18 protein-coding genes are annotated in these 15,028 nt (G+C 69.3%); 9 read left to right on the top strand and 9 right to left on the bottom strand.

Translation table 11 applies throughout. The annotated features are described in order from the left end of the window. On the top strand, positions 1 to 1,090 hold a 1,090-nt coding region (locus VF106_RS18090), incomplete at its 5' end, for a mandelate racemase/muconate lactonizing enzyme family protein (protein ID WP_330840907.1). A 22-nt stretch (positions 1,091 to 1,112) separates the two neighbouring features. Here the strand turns inward: VF106_RS18090 and VF106_RS18085 are convergent. Beyond that, positions 1,113 to 1,592: a MarR family winged helix-turn-helix transcriptional regulator gene (locus VF106_RS18085; RefSeq protein WP_330840906.1), complete on the bottom strand. Its 480-nt coding sequence runs from the start codon at positions 1,590 to 1,592 to the stop codon at positions 1,113 to 1,115. 113 nt (positions 1,593 to 1,705) lie between these two features. On the opposite strand from VF106_RS18085, the gene VF106_RS18080 reads away from it, so the two are divergent. The 5 genes from VF106_RS18080 (at position 1,706) to VF106_RS18065 (ending at position 5,130) form a co-directional block, all read left to right on the top strand. Continuing rightward, positions 1,706 to 2,830, top strand: coding sequence for an epoxide hydrolase family protein (locus VF106_RS18080; RefSeq protein WP_330840905.1), 1,125 nt, complete (start codon positions 1,706 to 1,708; stop codon positions 2,828 to 2,830). Positions 2,831 to 2,943: 113 nt separating this feature from the next. Next, the gene (locus tag VF106_RS50915; RefSeq protein ID WP_414639008.1) at positions 2,944 to 3,024 is read left to right on the top strand and encodes a 50S ribosomal protein bL37; all 81 of its coding nucleotides are present in this window, start codon (positions 2,944 to 2,946) and stop codon (positions 3,022 to 3,024) included. A 139-nt stretch (positions 3,025 to 3,163) separates the two neighbouring features. Continuing rightward, positions 3,164 to 3,601, top strand: coding sequence for an STAS domain-containing protein (locus tag VF106_RS18075; protein WP_330840904.1), 438 nt, complete (start codon positions 3,164 to 3,166; stop codon positions 3,599 to 3,601). A gap of 7 nt (positions 3,602 to 3,608) precedes the next feature. Continuing rightward, complete coding sequence (locus VF106_RS18070) at positions 3,609 to 4,346, top strand: GAF and ANTAR domain-containing protein (RefSeq protein ID WP_330840903.1); 738 nt, start codon at positions 3,609 to 3,611, stop codon at positions 4,344 to 4,346. Between the two features lie 4 nt (positions 4,347 to 4,350). Further along, complete coding sequence (locus VF106_RS18065) at positions 4,351 to 5,130, top strand: GAF and ANTAR domain-containing protein (protein ID WP_330840902.1); 780 nt, start codon at positions 4,351 to 4,353, stop codon at positions 5,128 to 5,130. 15 nt (positions 5,131 to 5,145) lie between these two features. Here the strand turns inward: VF106_RS18065 and VF106_RS18060 are convergent, their stop codons facing one another. The 7 genes from VF106_RS18060 to VF106_RS18030 form a co-directional block, all read right to left on the bottom strand. Further along, complete coding sequence (locus VF106_RS18060; protein WP_330840901.1) at positions 5,146 to 6,330, bottom strand: AI-2E family transporter; 1,185 nt, start codon at positions 6,328 to 6,330, stop codon at positions 5,146 to 5,148. Positions 6,331 to 6,499: 169 nt separating this feature from the next. Continuing rightward, positions 6,500 to 6,997 (bottom strand): YflT domain-containing protein, encoded by a 498-nt coding sequence (locus VF106_RS18055; protein WP_330840900.1) that lies wholly within the window; start codon positions 6,995 to 6,997, stop codon positions 6,500 to 6,502. Between the two features lie 95 nt (positions 6,998 to 7,092). Beyond that, positions 7,093 to 7,614: a DUF5994 family protein gene (locus VF106_RS18050; RefSeq protein ID WP_330840899.1), complete on the bottom strand. Its 522-nt coding sequence runs from the start codon at positions 7,612 to 7,614 to the stop codon at positions 7,093 to 7,095. Between the two features lie 192 nt (positions 7,615 to 7,806). Further along, complete coding sequence (locus tag VF106_RS18045) at positions 7,807 to 8,676, bottom strand: alpha/beta hydrolase (protein ID WP_330840898.1); 870 nt, start codon at positions 8,674 to 8,676, stop codon at positions 7,807 to 7,809. 26 nt (positions 8,677 to 8,702) lie between these two features. Beyond that, on the bottom strand, positions 8,703 to 9,527 hold the full coding sequence (locus VF106_RS18040) for an alpha/beta fold hydrolase (protein WP_330840897.1): 825 nt from the start codon (positions 9,525 to 9,527) through the stop codon (positions 8,703 to 8,705). Continuing rightward, entirely contained in the window at positions 9,527 to 10,267 is a 741-nt protein-coding gene (locus tag VF106_RS18035) for an alpha/beta fold hydrolase (RefSeq protein ID WP_330840896.1), read from the bottom strand. Before VF106_RS18035 ends, VF106_RS18040 begins: the two co-directional genes overlap by 1 nt. Positions 10,268 to 10,330: 63 nt before the next feature. Continuing rightward, positions 10,331 to 13,045: an ATP-binding protein gene (locus VF106_RS18030; protein ID WP_330840895.1), complete on the bottom strand. Its 2,715-nt coding sequence runs from the start codon at positions 13,043 to 13,045 to the stop codon at positions 10,331 to 10,333. A 251-nt stretch (positions 13,046 to 13,296) separates the two neighbouring features. On the opposite strand from VF106_RS18030, the gene VF106_RS18025 reads away from it, so the two are divergent. From VF106_RS18025 to VF106_RS18015, 3 genes are all read left to right on the top strand, one after another. Further along, positions 13,297 to 13,422 carry a hypothetical protein gene (locus tag VF106_RS18025; RefSeq protein ID WP_330840894.1) on the top strand — a complete coding sequence of 42 codons (126 nt, stop codon included), beginning with the start codon at positions 13,297 to 13,299 and terminating at the stop codon, positions 13,420 to 13,422. A 74-nt stretch (positions 13,423 to 13,496) separates the two neighbouring features. Beyond that, complete coding sequence (locus VF106_RS18020) at positions 13,497 to 14,498, top strand: alpha/beta hydrolase (protein WP_330840893.1); 1,002 nt, start codon at positions 13,497 to 13,499, stop codon at positions 14,496 to 14,498. Beyond that, positions 14,498 to 14,695, top strand: coding sequence for a hypothetical protein (locus VF106_RS18015; RefSeq protein ID WP_330840892.1), 198 nt, complete (start codon positions 14,498 to 14,500; stop codon positions 14,693 to 14,695). The genes VF106_RS18020 and VF106_RS18015 overlap by 1 nt, the downstream gene beginning before the upstream one ends. A gap of 110 nt (positions 14,696 to 14,805) precedes the next feature. On the opposite strand, the gene VF106_RS18010 is transcribed toward VF106_RS18015, so the two are convergent. Then, a partial coding sequence (locus tag VF106_RS18010) for a fatty acid desaturase family protein (protein ID WP_330840891.1) occupies positions 14,806 to 15,028 on the bottom strand: 223 nt, incomplete at its 5' end.

The raw sequence follows: 15,028 nt of genomic DNA, 5'->3' as shown, positions 1-15,028 counted from the left end.
TCACGTGTACCAGATGGACCTGCCGTTGAGCGGCAAGGCCTACCAGATGTCGGCAGGAGGCGCGCACACGGCCCTGGACTCGACGATCGTGGAGATCGTGTCCGATGCTGGCATCTCCGGTTGGGGCGAGACATGCCCGGTCGGCCCGACCTACGCGGCCGAGCATGCGCTTGGCGCGCGGGCGGCACTCAACCAGATGGCGCCTGGCCTGATCGGCAGGCCGGTGACGGGTCCACTGGAGCTACGCCGTGCACTGGAAAAGCTTCTCAATGGCCACCACTACGCGAAAGCCGCGATCGACATCGCGATTCACGATCTGATCGGAAAGACCCACGGCCTGCGCGTGTGCGACATGCTGGGCGGCGCGACGAGCGATCGCGTGAAATCGTACTACTCGCTCAGCGTCGGCGAACCGGACGAGGTCGCGCGGACCGCCGCGGAGAAGATCGCCGAGGGCTATCCGCGTCTTCAGATCAAGGTGGGCGGCCGACCGGTCGAACTCGACATCGAGACGATTCACAAGGTATGGGCGGCAACGGGTTGCGCCGATGTCGCCGTCGACGCCAACCGGGCGCTGACCACCCGCGACGTCCTGCGCATCGACCGGGAATGCGCCGACATCCCCTTCGTCTTCGAGCAGCCGTGCAACACGATGGAGGAGGTCGCCGCGATTCGCGGGCAGGTGCGCCACGGGATCTTCCTCGACGAGAACACCGAGAAGGTGAACGACGTGCTGCGAGCGATCGCGCTCGGCGTGTGCGACGGATTCGGGCTCAAGGTCACGCGCCTGGGCGGTCTCGGGAACATCGCGACCGTCAGAGACATCTGCGAGTCCCGCTCGATGCCCCACACCTGCGACGACTCGTGGGGAGGGGACATCATCGCGGCCGCGTGTGTCCACATCGGAGCGACGGTGCGGCCACGCCTGCTCGAGGGGGTGTGGATCGCCCAGCCGTTCATGGATGTCCAGTACGACTCGGACAACCCGGTCCAGGTCGTCGAGGGGCACATCCAGGTACCGACCGGCGCCGGCCTCGGCGTCGTACCCGACGAGGGGGTCTTCGGCGCGCCGGTCGCATCCTTCGCATAACGCCCGGCCGCCCCCGGGTTGGTCAGCGCCACGGTTCTTCTGGGGTGGCGCTTCGCCGGTTGTGGTGGTCCAGCAGCTTGGACAGCAGTTCGGTCAACCGCTGGCGCTCGTCGGGCGACAGCGGGGCCAGCAGTTCGTCCTGGGTTTCGGCCAGCTGCTTCTCCAGTCGCCGCAGTTGGCGCTTGCCTGTGGTGGTCAGCGAGATGATGTTGCGCCGCCGGTCGGCGTGGTCCGGGGTGCGCTCGACCAGTTTGCGGTCGGCGAGCTCGTTGATCGTCGCGACCATGTCGCTGAGGTGGATGCCGCTGCGGCGGCCCAGCGCGGCCTGACTGGCCGGGCCGAACTCCTCAAGCACCGCCAGCAGGCGGTAGTGGTAGCCGCGGGCGTTGACGGCCGTGAACCCGTCGGTCACCAGGCGGTGCGCGTGGTTGGCGGTCTGGGTGAGCAGCCAGCTGGGCAGGCTCTTCCACCTGGCTGGCGACTCCTCGGACGGGTTCTCCATGTGGTGAGTCTAACGAATCGTTGGGTCGACTAACGATTGTGGTACCGTTCGGAAGACAAACGTTAGTCGACCAAACGTTTAGCCGCCGAATGAATACCCGTGGAGTCAGGACCATGATCAAGCCGTTCCGCATCGACATCCCCCAGGCCGACCTCGACGACCTGACCGACCGGCTCTCCCGCACCCGCTGGCCCAACGAGGTCGACGACGCCGGGTCGGACTACGGGTTCCCGCTGGCGCGGCTCACCGAGCTGGCCGAGTACTGGCGCACCGGCTACGACTGGCGCGAGCACGAGGCGAGGCTCAACGAGTTACCGCACTTCACCACCGAGATCGAGGGCCAGAACATCCACTTCGTCCACGTCCGGTCCGCGAACCCGGACGCGCTCGCGCTGGTCCTCACTCACGGCTGGCCTGGTTCGTTCCTGGAGTTCCTCGACATGATCGAACCGCTGTCGCGCGACTTCCACCTGGTGATCCCGTCCATCCCGGGTTACGGCTTCTCCGGGCCGACCCACGAACGTGGCTGGAGCGCCGTCCGGATCGCACGGGCCTGGGCCGAGCTGATGCGCCGTCTCGGGTACGAGCGCTACGGCGCGCAGGGCGGCGACTTCGGCGCGGGCATCTCGCTGGCGCTCGGCTCGGTGGCGCCCGAGCAGGTCGTCGGAGTGCACGTCAACTACCTACCGACCCGGCCGGTCCCTGACGCCGACCTCCAACTGTCCGAAACGGACGAAGCGCGGCTGGACAAGGTCAGGCAGCTGATGGCGAACCGCCCGCCGTACCAGGCCCTGCAGGCCCTCACCCCGCAGACCATCGGCTACGCGCTGACCGACTCGCCGGTCGGCCAGCTGGTCTGGATCGCCGAGCGCTTCGCACAGTGGACGGACCCGCGCTCGCAGATCAGTGACGAACGGATGCTCACGAACATCTCGCTGTACTGGCTGACCGCCACCGCGGCTTCCTCTGCGCGCCTGCACCATGATGCGCCGAGGGGGCTGCCCCTGCCGTGCCAGGCGCCCGTCGGCGTGGCGGTGCTCCCGCACGACATCACGCAGTCGGTGCGCCCGCTGGCCGAGCGGCTGTACGACATCAGGCACTGGTCGGAGCTCGAACGCGGCGGCCACTTCGCCGCGATGGAGGTGCCCGAGCTGCTTGCCGAGGACGTCAGGGAGTTCTTCCTGACCCACGTCAAGGACGACGCCGAGGCTGGTGCGCGCACTGGAACCGCGGTGTAGGCCGTGACTGGCGCACGGTGTGTGTCCTGCCGATTTCCGAGCGTACGCTGGGGTGGCGTTCGTCGCGAGAGACTCTCGGTCACGACGGCTCACGCGGTACTCACACGGAGGACATGATGTCCAAGCGCACCAGCAAGAGGGCGACACGCCGTAAGAAGTCCGCGAACCACGGCAAGCGTCCGAACGGTTCGTAGGCTTCGCCCATCGGCTTCCTCGGGCGACGAGGCGAGGCGCAGGGCGTACTGTGTCGGGTAGAGGCCCGGGACCCCGGTTCGACAACAGTCGACTGAGGGATTCATGGCACATACTGATCCAGTCCGTGACGGAGCGTCGTTGAACGCTCCTCCGTTCGTGTTGTTCGACGGCCTGCCGCGTGCCGTCACCGTTCTGCCAGTCCGATGGCGCGGTTCGGAGCTTCTGACCGTCACGGCCCAGCGGATCTCCTCCGGTGCGGTCGTGATCACGGTGCGCGGCGAGGTCGACTGGTACACCGGCCCGTTGCTACAGCGCGCGATCCTCGCCCAGTTGCGGTCCAGCGCTCCGACCCTGGTCATCGACCTCACCGAGGTGGGTTTCTTCGGAGCCACCGGTCTCACCGTCCTCGCCGTTGGCAGGGAGGAGGCGGTGGCGGTGGGAACCAGGCTGTTCGTGGTCGCGCGTACGCGTGTTGTCCTGCTGCCGCTCACGATCACCGGGATGGATCGGATGTTCGACATCTACCCGGTGCTCGCGGACGCGCCGATTCGCCGCGGTGACGGCTCGGATGGATAGCACCACCATGCGCGATCAGCGCGTCGTCGAGATCCTGTCCGGGCTCGCCCACGATGGTGAGCAGGTCTTGTTGCCTGCCCGGCTCTGCATGGCGTGCCTGTCGGCGTTGCCGGTCAGCGGCGTCGGTGCGTCGTTGATGACGGCCGCCGGGCCGAGTGGGATCGTGCTGGCGGCCACTGACGAGCGGGCCCGGCAGCTGGAGGAGCTGCAGTTCGCCCTCGGTGAGGGGCCGTGCGTCGAGGCGTCCGGTAGCGGCTGGCCCGTGCTCGAACCCGATCTGGTGGCGACTGGGTCGCCTCGTTGGCCGCGGTTCGGCGCGGCCGTGCTCGACGCCGGTGTCCGCGCCGTGTTCGCGTTCCCGTTGCGGGTCGGCGCGATTCGGGTAGGGGTTTTGGATCTCTACCGGGACACCCCGGGGCTGCTCACCAACCGGGACCTCGCCGAGGCGTTGGCGTTCGCCGACGCGGCCACGGCGGTCGTTCTGCACATGCAGGACCATGACGGGTACGACGGCGCGGGCCCGGCGCTGATCGGGTCGATCGACAGTCGAGCGGAGGTTCACCAGGCGACCGGGATGGTCGCGATCCAGCTCGGTGTCAGCCTGGCCGAGGCTCTGCTGAAGCTTCGGACGCACGCGTACGCTACGAGTCGGACGATGTCCGCCATCGCCGCCGACGTCGTCAACCGCCGTATGTGGTTCGACGGTGACGAGGTCGGCACGACGAGGCGGCGGGGTCCGTTGTGATTCCATGAGAGCAGAGGCAGTGGGGCTCATGACGAGCCGGGAGCAACGTCTGGCCACCACGTTCGTGGACCTGGCCGACACCTTGGTAGCCAACTTCGACGTCATCGACTTCCTACACACACTGGCCGCCCGCAGCGTCGAGCTGCTCGACGCCGACGCCGCCGGGATCATGCTGGCCGACCAGCGCGGTGGCCTGCGCGTCATGGCCTCCTCGGCGGAGGAGGCCCGCCTGCTCGAACTGTACGAGCTGCAGAGCGACGAAGGCCCGTGCCTGGACTGCTACCGGTCCGGACGCCCGGTCGTCCGGGACGACCTGGTCGCGATGAGAACGTCGTGGCCGCTTTTCACCGAACAACTACAAGCGCTTGGCTTCCACTCCGCGCAGGCGCTCCCGATGCGGCTCCGTAACGAGACGATCGGCGCGTTGAACCTGTTCCGGCTCGAACCAGGTCGACTGAACGAGGCGGACCTGAGGATCGGCCAGGCCATGGCCCACGTGGCCACCGTCGGGCTGATGCAGGAGCGCGCCATCGCGGCAAGCGAGCTTCTCGCCACACAGCTGCAAACCGCGCTCACCAGCCGTGTGCAACTCGAACAGGCCAAGGGGATGCTCGCCCAACGCGCCGGCCTGCCCATGGACCAGGCGTTCCAGCTGATGCGCGACTACGCCCGCAGCCGAGGGCGCCGACTCAGCGACGTCGCCGCGCAGATCATCGAGGGAGTGCTCGACGACGAGGTGCTCCGGAAGGACCGACGTACGAGGCCGACCTCACCCAGGGCATGACCGTCACCGGAAGGGTCATGGTGACGACGTGGCGTTCGTGTCGTCCGGTCTGTCCGGTGGGGGTTGGCCGTCGTCGTGCTGGACTTCGATGTTCTCGGGCTCGGTGTGTTCCTCGGACAGCAGCGACCTGACGCTGGCGTTGAGGATGGCGAGGAGTGGTACGGCGAGGAGCGCGCCCGCGATGCCGGCGGCGATCAGTCCGGCTCCGATGGCGAAGACGACGGCGAGTGGGTGCAGTCTTACGGCCCTGCCCAGCAGCACGGGTTGGAGGATGTGGGCCTCGAGCTGGTTGACGCCGATGACGATGGCGAGCACGACTATCGCGGGGATGAACCCGTTGGCGACCAGCGCGACCAGCATGGCGACGGCCCCCGCGATGACGGCGCCGATGATGGGCACGAACGCGGCGAGGAACACCAGCGCGGACAGCGGGATCACCAGTGGGACCCCGACGATCGCCAGCCCGATGCCGATACCGACCGCGTCCACGAGCGCCACCGCGGCGGTCGCCCGCACGTAGCTGACCAGCGCCGCGAACCCGCTCCGGCCGGCCACGTCGACCCGGTCACGCACCCGGGCGGGCACACCCCGGGTCACGAACTTCCAGATGCCTGGGCCGTCGTAGAGGAAGAAGACCAGGATGAACACGGTCAGCAGGAAACCCGTCAGGATCTGGCCGATCGTGGTCGCGGTGGTGATCGCGCCCTGGGTAATGGCGGCCTGGTTTTCCTGGATGGCGTCGATCGCGTCGTCGATGACGTTCTGGATCTGCTCGGCACGCATGTGCAGCGGCCCCGTGGTCAGCCAGTCCCGGAGCCGGTCGAGGCTCGCCACGATCTGGGCCTGGAGATCCGGGAGCCCGACGATGAAGGTGATGATCACGAAGGTGAGCAGTCCACCGACGACGGCGATGCCCGCGACCATCACGATCACCGCGGCCACCCAGCGCGGCACACCCCACCTGACCAGCCTGTCGACGCCGGGTGCCATCAACGCGGCGAGCAGCAGCGCGATCGCCACCGGCACGATCAGTTGCGAGAGGTAGCCCGCGACCCACGCGATCACGTACAGCCCGGCGATCACGACGATGAACCGCCACGACAGCGCCGCGCTCACCCGCAACCCGGTCGGCACCAGTTCGGTCACGTCCCGGCCCGACGTCGGCACTCTGGGTCGTCCCGTCTGGTCGGATGCGCTCATGTTCGACTTGTCCTGTAGAACGCCACTGCCACCTTCGTCGACGTCGAATACCCGGGTGACGGCCGCACAATCCTGCCGCGCGAGATGCGTGCAGAGGAATCACTCGTACGAGGACACCTGCTCACCTGTGTGAGCTACGTCGAGATGCTCGAATGTCCGAGATGGACAGTCAGTTGTCGCGTAGGGCGCGTTGCGCGAGCAGCTCCCTGGCCTTCTCGGCGGTGGGTGGTTGGCACAGCACGTCGTAGCGGTGCGCGACGATGTGGCTGTGCGACACGAAGTTCCGTTGCCCTCGCGCCGACGCGTACCTGAGCGCGGCCGAGGCAAGACCGAACGCCACCCCGGAGACCACGCCGATCATGATCGGCAGCAACCCGGCGCCCGCGGTGAACATGCTCAGCAGCAGGCCGACGAACAGGCCGATCCAGGCCCCCGACAGCGCACCGATGGCCAGTACCCGCCGCCAGGTCAGATGGGCGTCGACCCGCTCGACGAGCACCAGGCCGACGCCGACGATCGTGAGCCCCCGAACCGGGAAATCGTTGTCGGCCAGGTGATCGACCGTTTGCTGCGCCTCCTTGTAGGTGTCGTGGGAGCTGACCGGCCAGCCATCCGGCAACATCGGTAGCCGCGTGGCGGCCGTGGTCTGTGTGAACAATTTCGTCATATCAGTCTCGCCGTCTGGGACACGATCCATGTCCTCGGCTTGGTCAGGCGTTGAAAGGCTTGTTCTCGAATTCCGCGCGGGTGTGGAAGCGGGTTTCAGTCGAGCTGGTGCACGAGGCCGCCATCACTCTCCCATCGCTGCGCGGAGTATTCGTGGGCCTGGCGCGGTGCCGGGAGGCGGACCGTGCCGAGGATGTCCTCTGGTCGGTCGGCGTTGCCCCGGTGTGCCGCGGTCATGAGGGCGTCGTGGCCCGCGGTCTCGTTCATCTCGGGTGGGATGACGAGCAGGCTGATGCGGCCGCGGTTCGAGCCGGTGACGTGGATGATGTTCCGGTCCTGGTAGGTGAATCCCTCGGCGCGGACCCGGTATCCGTCGACCTCGAGCCGGCGAGGGGTGGCGTCCCATGCGGACAGTGCGTAGGCGACTCGTTCGATCCGGCCCAGCCGGACCGCGAGAACCTCGGCCAGTGCGGGCAGTTCGTCGGCGAGGTCACGGGATCGCGGCCACCAGGCGCCGTCGACGTAGCCGGTGGCCGGGGCCTGGGGCTTGAGCCGCAGCCTGAGCTGTGTGTGTCCCGTCGCGGGGGACGGTGTGTGAGTGAGCGTGCCCGATGTCATCTCGGTGCTCCTGTCTCGATTAAATGGTCGCCGTGGCGGAGACCAGCTGCTCGGAGCAGAAAAGTACGTAGTGTCGGATGGGATCGAACGAAGAGGATTTGACACACCGGTCGGATTTGCCGGGAGAGCTGGCATCACGAGTGTGGGATGTCGTCGATCCGGATAATTCCAGTATACGCCTGGGTCGGCTCGTCACGGTGTTCGAGGTCGCGGTTCGGTGATCGCCGTTTCTGGCACCAGTTCCGGGTGGACGCCTCGGGGAGTGTTGAGCACGGCCCAGTTGAGGACGTAGTCGGCCATGTCCCGCCAGCCCGGCGCGCCCGTGGTGAAATGCGGCCTGCCGGGGAACTCGTGATAGGCCGTGACGGCCCCGGACCTGCCGTACCGTTTGGCGTTCTCCCGCACCATCGAAGGGGGCACGACGTGGTCCGAGCCGCCCGCGACGAGCAGCAGCGGCGCGCGGTCACTCCGCGTGAAGTCCGCCGCGGTGGCGGCGCTGGACATGAGGTTGGCGGTCGCGGCCTGGAACAACGGCCGCCCGGTGCTTGGCACGTGGTAGCGGTCGTAGGCGGTGCGCGAGTCCTGGTCGCTCATCGTGTTGGTGAAGGCGTAGCGCCACTGCGCGTAGGTGAGCCCGACGGTCCTGTGGCGGTTGGCCGGGTTGCGCAGCACCGGGAACGACGAGCGCAGCGCCGAGGCCGGCAGCCGGTACACGCCCCTCACCGGTGCGGGGTGCAGCGCGACGCCGGCCAGGCCGAGGCCCCGGCTGAGCATGATCTGCACCAGGGCGCCGCCGAACGAGTGGCCCATGATGATCGGTGGTTCGTCGAGGTCGCGGATGATCCGCTCGTAGTGGTCGGCGATCGTGCCCAGACCGAGTCCGTCGGTCACCGAGGGGTTCGCGCGCAGGGCCTCGACCTCGATCTCCATGCCCGGCCAGGCCGGTGCGAGTACCTGGTGGCCGCGTTCGGTGTATCGGGTGATCCAGTGCTCCCACGAGCGTGGGGTCAGCCAGAGCCCGTGGATGAGGACGATCGTGGCGTTCTGCTTGTTCTCTGTCATGGTCGGCTCCGTAGGGGTGAGTGTGGTCAACTGTTCCGTGCCGCGCTCCTGACGAGGTTCGCGACGGCGCCGGGACGCACGATCATGGGCACGTGCGAGGTGTTGACCTCGACGGTGTGGGCGTTCGCCCGTTCGGCCATGAAGCGCTGGGTCTGCGCGGGGATGGCGTGGTCGGCGCGCGTGACCAGGTACCAGGACGGGATGGTCTTCCATGCCGGGACACCGGATTCGGCGTTGCCCGCGGCAAGGGCGATCGGGCGTTGTGAAGCGGCCATCGTCGCGGCGGTGGTCCTGGAGACGTCGGCGGCGAACACTTCGCGGAAGTTCGCGGGGTTGACGTAGGCGTCGACGCCGGTAGCACCGTCGGCCTGCGGGAACGGCCGTGCGGTGATGTTCTGTGGCAGGAGGCTGCCCGGGTACAGGCCGGTGAGCGCGAAGATGCTCTCGCCCTCCTCTGGTGCGAAGCCCGCGACGTACACAAGAGCCTTGACGTTCGGGTTCCCGAGCGCCGCGTTCGTGATCACCGCGCCGCCGTAGGAATGTCCAACCAGGACTATCGGCCCGGTGACGGTGGCGAGCACGCTGGTGAGGTAGGCGGCGTCGCCGGCGAGGTCGCGCAACGGGTTCGCGGGTGCGAGCACGGGGTAGCCGTCCCGCTGCAGCTCGGCGATGACACCGGACCAGCCGGACGCGTCGGCGAACGCGCCGTGCACCAGGACGACGGTCGGTTTGGGACCGTGGTCGGTGGCCGTGGGTTCGCTCGCGCCGGTGCCGGCGAACACGGACAGGCCGATGGCGGTTGCCGCGACGGCGAGGAGCGTGCTTCTCGAGCGGGAGCGGTGAAGCCTCATCAGTGTCTCCTGTGGACGGTTGCCCGCATCGCGGTGCGGATGAGGTCGGCGACCTCGGTCGGGTGGGATGTCGGGCACGCGTGGGTGGCCTGGACCTCGACGGTGTGCGCGCCGGCGCGCCGGGCCATGAACCGCTGGGCGTCGGGGTGGACGAGCTGGTCCATGGTGGCGACCAGGTACCACGACGGCGGTGGTGTGCCGGCGTAAGCGGGCGCGGTGTCCGCGAACGCGACCGCGGCGACCGGGCGCTGGCTGGCGGTCGCGATCGCCGCCGCGGGTTCGGGCAGATCGGTGCCGGTCACCCGGCGGAACGAGTCCCGGTGCAGGTACAGCTCCACCGCGGGATGACCGTCGGCGCCCGGGTAGGTCGCCGGCCGCAGCGCCGGGATGAGAAGGGTCGCCGGGAACTCGCGGCACACGTCGAGGCAGCTCTCGCCCTCGGCAAGGGCGAACCCGGCGACGAACACCAGCCCGACGACGTTGTCCGTGTGCGCCAGGGCCGCGGTGATCACCGCGCCTCCGTAGCCGTGTCCGACCAGCAGCACCGGGCCGTCCACCCGTCCGGCGACCGCGGCGACATAGGCGGCGTCGATCGCGAGGCCACGCAACGGGTTGGCGACCGCGGTGACGTCCGTGCCGGCGGAGCCAAGCTCGGCCAGCACACCGGCCCAGCTCGACGTGCCGGCGAACGGCCCGTGCACCAGCAACACGCTGGGTAGGGTGGCCCATGGCAGGTGCATCGCCGGATCCTCCGCGGTTGTCGGGAATCCGACGTTAGACACGGCGGCGTGCCCGCGCGTCCGTCACGTGACGTACACGGCCGCGGCCAGCTCGGTCCGGGAGGTCACGCCGAGCTTCGGGAAGATCCGGTAGAGGTGGGTGCTGACCGTCCGATGTGACAGGTAGAGCCGCTCGGCGATCTCCCGGTTGGTCAGCCCGGTCGCCGCCAGTTGGGCGATCTGCAGCTCCTGTGGGGTCAGCCGGTCCAGCGCGCCGGGTGTCCGGCGGCGGCTGCGTTCACCGGTGGCGTTCAGCTCCCGGCGGGCCCGATCGCCCCAGGGGAGGGCGCCGAGCAGGTCGAACGACTCCCTCGCCGCGCGCAGCGACACCCGGGACTCGGCGGCCCGACGCTGTCGGCGCAACCACGCACCGTGCGCCAGCAGCAGCCTGGCCCGGTGGAACGGCCAGTGCGTGAGGTCGGCGTCGAGCCCCGTCCGGAACGCCGCTTCGGCGTCGGCGTCGGCGGCGACCAGCGGTCGGGCACACCACAGCCCCACCCCCAGCACGGGCGAGCCGGTCCGGGCCAGCAGTGGTTCCAGAGTGGCCACCGCCGTGCGTGCCGCGTCGTGCCGGCCGCTGTGCACGGCCCCGTCCACCAGGTCCACCACCGCCCACGACCGGATCAGCGGATGGAACCAGGACTCGTTCGGGTCGAAGATCTGCCGCAGCTGCTCGTAGGCGTCTGAGTGGCGCCCGGCACCGAGCGCGGCCGTGCCCCGGGCGAGCGCCACCAACGCGAGCATCGGGTTCGCGCCGACCGGCAGCAGCACCTGCTCGGCCCGCGCGGCGAGATCCTCCGCCGCGTCGGCGTCGCCTCGGCGGCCGGCCAGCACGGCCATGGCCAGCTGTGCCACCGCCGCCCACAGCGGTTGGTCGGTCTCGATGGACAGCCGATAGGCCTCCTCCGCGGAGGGCAGCGCAACGCCTGTCCTGCCGAGGTTGACGCCGGCCCACGCCTGGGACACGAGCGCCTGTGCGAGCAGGGCCAGCCTGCCCTGTCTGCGTAGCCCCGCCACCGCCGCCGCCAGGAACTCGACGGTCAGCGGGAACGCGCCAACCGCGCCGGCCGCGGTGCCGAGCAGATGGTCCAGCTCGGGGTCGCCAGCACCCGGTCGCAGCCCGGTGAGCCCGGTCAGCACCGCCTCGCCCCGCTCGACCGGCGCCGTGTTCGCCTGTACCGCCAACCGTCTGGGGTCCTGTGGCGGTACCCGCACCAGTTCGGCGGAGGTGACCACCAGATCGCGGGTCTCCTGGTCGGGGTTGGACCACCAGCATCGCAGCGCAACCGCGAGCAGCGCCTCCAACGCGCGGTCCGGGTCACCGGCGAGACGCATCCGGTCAGCGGCCTCGACGAACGCGGCCACCCGGTCCGTGCCGGACCAGCCGCCCTGCCGGACCTCTCGCAGCCACGAGAGGCGGGTCCGCTCCCGTGGCGCGAGCGTGGTCCGGTCGATCTCGGCGAGCAGACGAAGCACGGCGTCGTGGCGGCCGAGCTCGAAGGCGATCTCGGTGGCACGCAACAGCCGGGCACCATGTCGTGCCGGATCGTCGCCCAGTCGGACGGCCCGCTCCAGCGCGTCCGCGGCCACCGCGATCGCGCCGCGACGGCGGGCCCTTGCCGCGGTCGCCTCCAGCTCGGCGGCGACCAGCTCGTCCCGCCCGACGGCAGCCGCGGCCAGGTGCCACACGCGGCGGTCGGGTTGGGCGACGAGCGTCTCCGCCAGTGCGGCGTGCCCGACGTGCCGCTGGGAGACGCTGGCCAGCTGGCGGATGGCGGAACGGATCAGCGGGTGCCGGAAACGGACCGTCCACTGCTCGGTGTCGACCGCGAGCAGCCGTGCGCTGATCGCGGGTGCGAGGTCCGGCACGGTGACCTCGCAGCCCGTCATCGTGCCGGCGGCCGTCAGGATCTCGGCCAGCACCTCACCCTCGTCGAGGGCGGCGACGAGCAGCAGCGCTCGCGTCACCGAAGGGAGCCCGGACACCCGGACGGCGAAGGACTGTTCGAGGCGGGTGGTGAGCGGCAGCCACGTCGGCAGCGCCGCCGCGTCGAGGTGTTGTGCGGCAAGGGGAAGCTCCACCAGAGCCAGCGGGTTGCCGCTCGCCTCGACGAGTACGCGCTGCCGGACGGCCGGGTCGAGACCGGCGTCCTGCGCGTCGAGCAGAGCGGTCGCGTCCACCGCGTCCAGCGGCGCCAACCGCAGCTCGGCGAGCCCCGCCGCGTCGAGCGGGTTGTCGTCGGTGTCCTCGTCGCGGCAGGTGGCCAGCAGCACGACCGGATCCGACTCGAGCCGGCGCGCCACGAAGGCCAGCACGTCACAGGTGGGCCGGTCCAGCCACTGCACGTCGTCCGCGACCAACAGGATCGGGGTGACGGCCGCGCCGGAGGTCACCATGTCGAGGGTGGCGAGCGCGATGCGGAACAGGTCCGGTGCGGGGGCGTCGAGCACACCGAGCGCCGCCAGCACCGCGTCGTGGCGGTGCGTCGACCGCGTCTCGAACTCTCCCAGCAGCGGCCGCAGCAACTGGTGCAGCCCGGCGAAAGGAAGGTACGTCTCGGAACGCACACCAACGGCGGTGAGCACCCGCATGCCCAGGTCCAGTGCGTGCCGAGAGGCCTGCGCCACCAACGCGGACTTGCCGATCCCGGCCTCACCGCGGATCACCAGGGCGGTTCCGCGCTCCTCGGCCCCGGCGAGCAGCGAATCCACCGTACGCAGCTCGCGCTCGCGCCCCACCAAGGGCAAGGTCGTCAACTGAACCTGCGGGTCATGTCCCGAAGTCTCCTCGCCTGCCGACGCCTTGCACAACCTGCGCGGACACACGGCATCACCGGACGCCCGGGTGTGAGCGGTGGTCGGACGGAAGGTGTAGCGTCGGTGGTACCGAGAGCAACTCGCGTGTCAGCAGTCGGGTTGGCGCCGTCCTCGGCGAACCCTGATCGGTCGCCTGGCGATCTGAGCCCACCGTAGTGGGCCGAGGACACATCATGCTCGTCATCGTTGTCGTCGTGTTCGTGTTGCTGGCGTTGAGCATTCGTCTGGTGCGGCAGTACGAGCAGCAGGGTTCGGCGGTGCTCGCCGCGATGGTGGCCGAGTCGACGGCTCTGGCGTGATCCCGCTTCAGCGATCGGTCCAGCGCGAGCCGTCGCACGGCATTCACCCGGCCACCGCATCGAAAGGATCCAGCTTGTCATCACATTCCGGCAGAGTCGTTCTCGAGCCCGCCGCGAAGGCGTTCGCCGAAGCCAACAACTCCCCGCCGTACCTGTTCGAGCTCGGCCCCGAGCAGGGCCGGGCAGCTCTCCACGAGGCGCAGTCCGGCGAGACCAGCAGACCCGACGCGGACATCACCGACCTGACCATCCCGAACGGACCCCACGGCGACGTCGCGGTCCGCATCGTCAAACCGGTCGACGCGAGCGGTCCGTTGCCGGTCGTGCTGTTCGTCCACGGCGCAGGCTGGGTGTTCGGCGACACCGTCACCCACGACCGGCTGATCCGCGAGATAGCCACCGGTGTCGGTGCCGCGGTGGTCTTTCCCAGCTACCGGCGGTCCCCGGAGGCCCGTTACCCCTCGGCGGTCGAGGAGTGCTACACCGTCGCCAGATGGCTTGCCGACAGCGGAGACGAGCACGGCCTCGACGCGGCGCATCTGGCCGTGGCGGGTGACTCGGTCGGCGGCAACATCGCCGCCGCGCTCACCCTGCTGGCCAAACAGCGCTCCGGCCCCACCTTCGCCGCGCAGGTGCTCTTCTACCCGGTCACCGACGCGTCCTTCGACACCCGTTCCTACCGCCAGTTCGCCGAGGGTTACCACCTGCGCCGCGATGCGATGATCTGGTTCTGGGACCAGTACAGCACCGAGTCCCAGCGCACCGAGATCACCGCCTCTCCGCTGCGCGCGACCACCGAACAGGTCACCGGACTGCCCCCGGCACTGGTCATCACCGCAGAAGCCGACGTGCTGCGCGACGAGGGCGAGGCATACGCGAGCAAGCTTCGCGCCGCCCGCGTCCCCGTCACGTCGCGACGTTACCGAGGCACGATCCACGACTTCGTGATGCTCGACTCGATGGCTGACAGCAAGGCCGCCAAAGCGGCCACCGCCCAAGCCATCGAGTTCCTCGCCAACGCTCTCACCGGTGACCGGCCGCCGATGACGAACGGCCGACCTTGGCCGGGTGCCTGATGCAACGCACGTTGTCCTTCCGGGCGGCCGACGACAGCACCGTTCTGCTGGAGGAGCCCACCACCGTGTTCCGCCTGACCCCGGCATGTGAGCGCGGCGCCGGACAACTGGGCATCGCCGCCGGCAGGAAAGCACGGGTGGAGCTGCGCAACGAGGGCGGCCACCTGCTGGACTACTGGATCTATCAGGTGAACTGACGGCGGGGTCCCTGCCGGTGACGAACATTGCCCGGCCGGACCCGAAACCCCGTCCCCGTCACTCAGTCAGCGCGGCGGAGACGGGGAACCGGAAGCCGGCTGGCCTGTCGTCAACTGTTGGCCAGTCGTAGTGGTGCGCCGACGGCGTGGAGGTGTTGGAGCACGTATCCGTAGGTCCGTAGCCAGCCGCATTGGGTGTACTCGATGCCCTTGCTGGCGCAGAACGCGCGGACGATGGGTTGGGCGCGGCGGAGGTTGGGTCGGGGCATGCTGGGGAACAGGTGGTGTTCGACCTGGTAGTTCAGTGCGCCGAGGGTGAAGTCGACCCACACG

The organism is Actinophytocola sp., assembly GCF_036378875.1.
In the GTDB taxonomy this organism is placed as follows: domain Bacteria; phylum Actinomycetota; class Actinomycetes; order Mycobacteriales; family Pseudonocardiaceae; genus Actinophytocola.
This window is presented reverse-complemented; position numbering and strand designations above follow the sequence as displayed.